We start from the raw sequence: 275 nt of genomic DNA, 5'->3' as shown, positions 1-275 counted from the left end.
CAGGTTTGTCGCAACGCCGTGCCTGCAGGCTGGCAGGTCTGTCACTTTCAACCTGCCGTTACTCGGCTCAGCGTCCGGCTGCTGACGCGCAGCTGTCCTTACGCATCACAGAGCTGGCACTTGAGCGCCGCCGCTTTGGTTACCGGCGCATCTGGCAGCTACTGCGTCGGGAGGGCCTTCATGTCAACCACAAGCGGGTATACCGCATCTACCATCTCAACGGCCTGAGTGTAAAACGCAGGCGACGCCGCAAGGGACTGGCGACGGAGCGGCTT

General features: G+C 62.2%; 1 protein-coding gene. It reads left to right on the top strand.

The window, feature by feature from the left end; all coding sequences use genetic code 11:
• Positions 1–275 (top strand): IS3 family transposase (locus CBW22_RS23320; RefSeq protein WP_141097356.1); only part of this gene is annotated, 275 nt, incomplete at both ends.

It is taken from the genome of Pantoea sp. VS1 (genome assembly GCF_002207995.1).
Taxonomy (GTDB): domain Bacteria; phylum Pseudomonadota; class Gammaproteobacteria; order Enterobacterales; family Enterobacteriaceae; genus Pantoea; species Pantoea dispersa.
The sequence above is the reverse complement of the archived record's forward strand: the minus strand, read 5'-3'. Positions and strand labels throughout refer to the sequence as shown.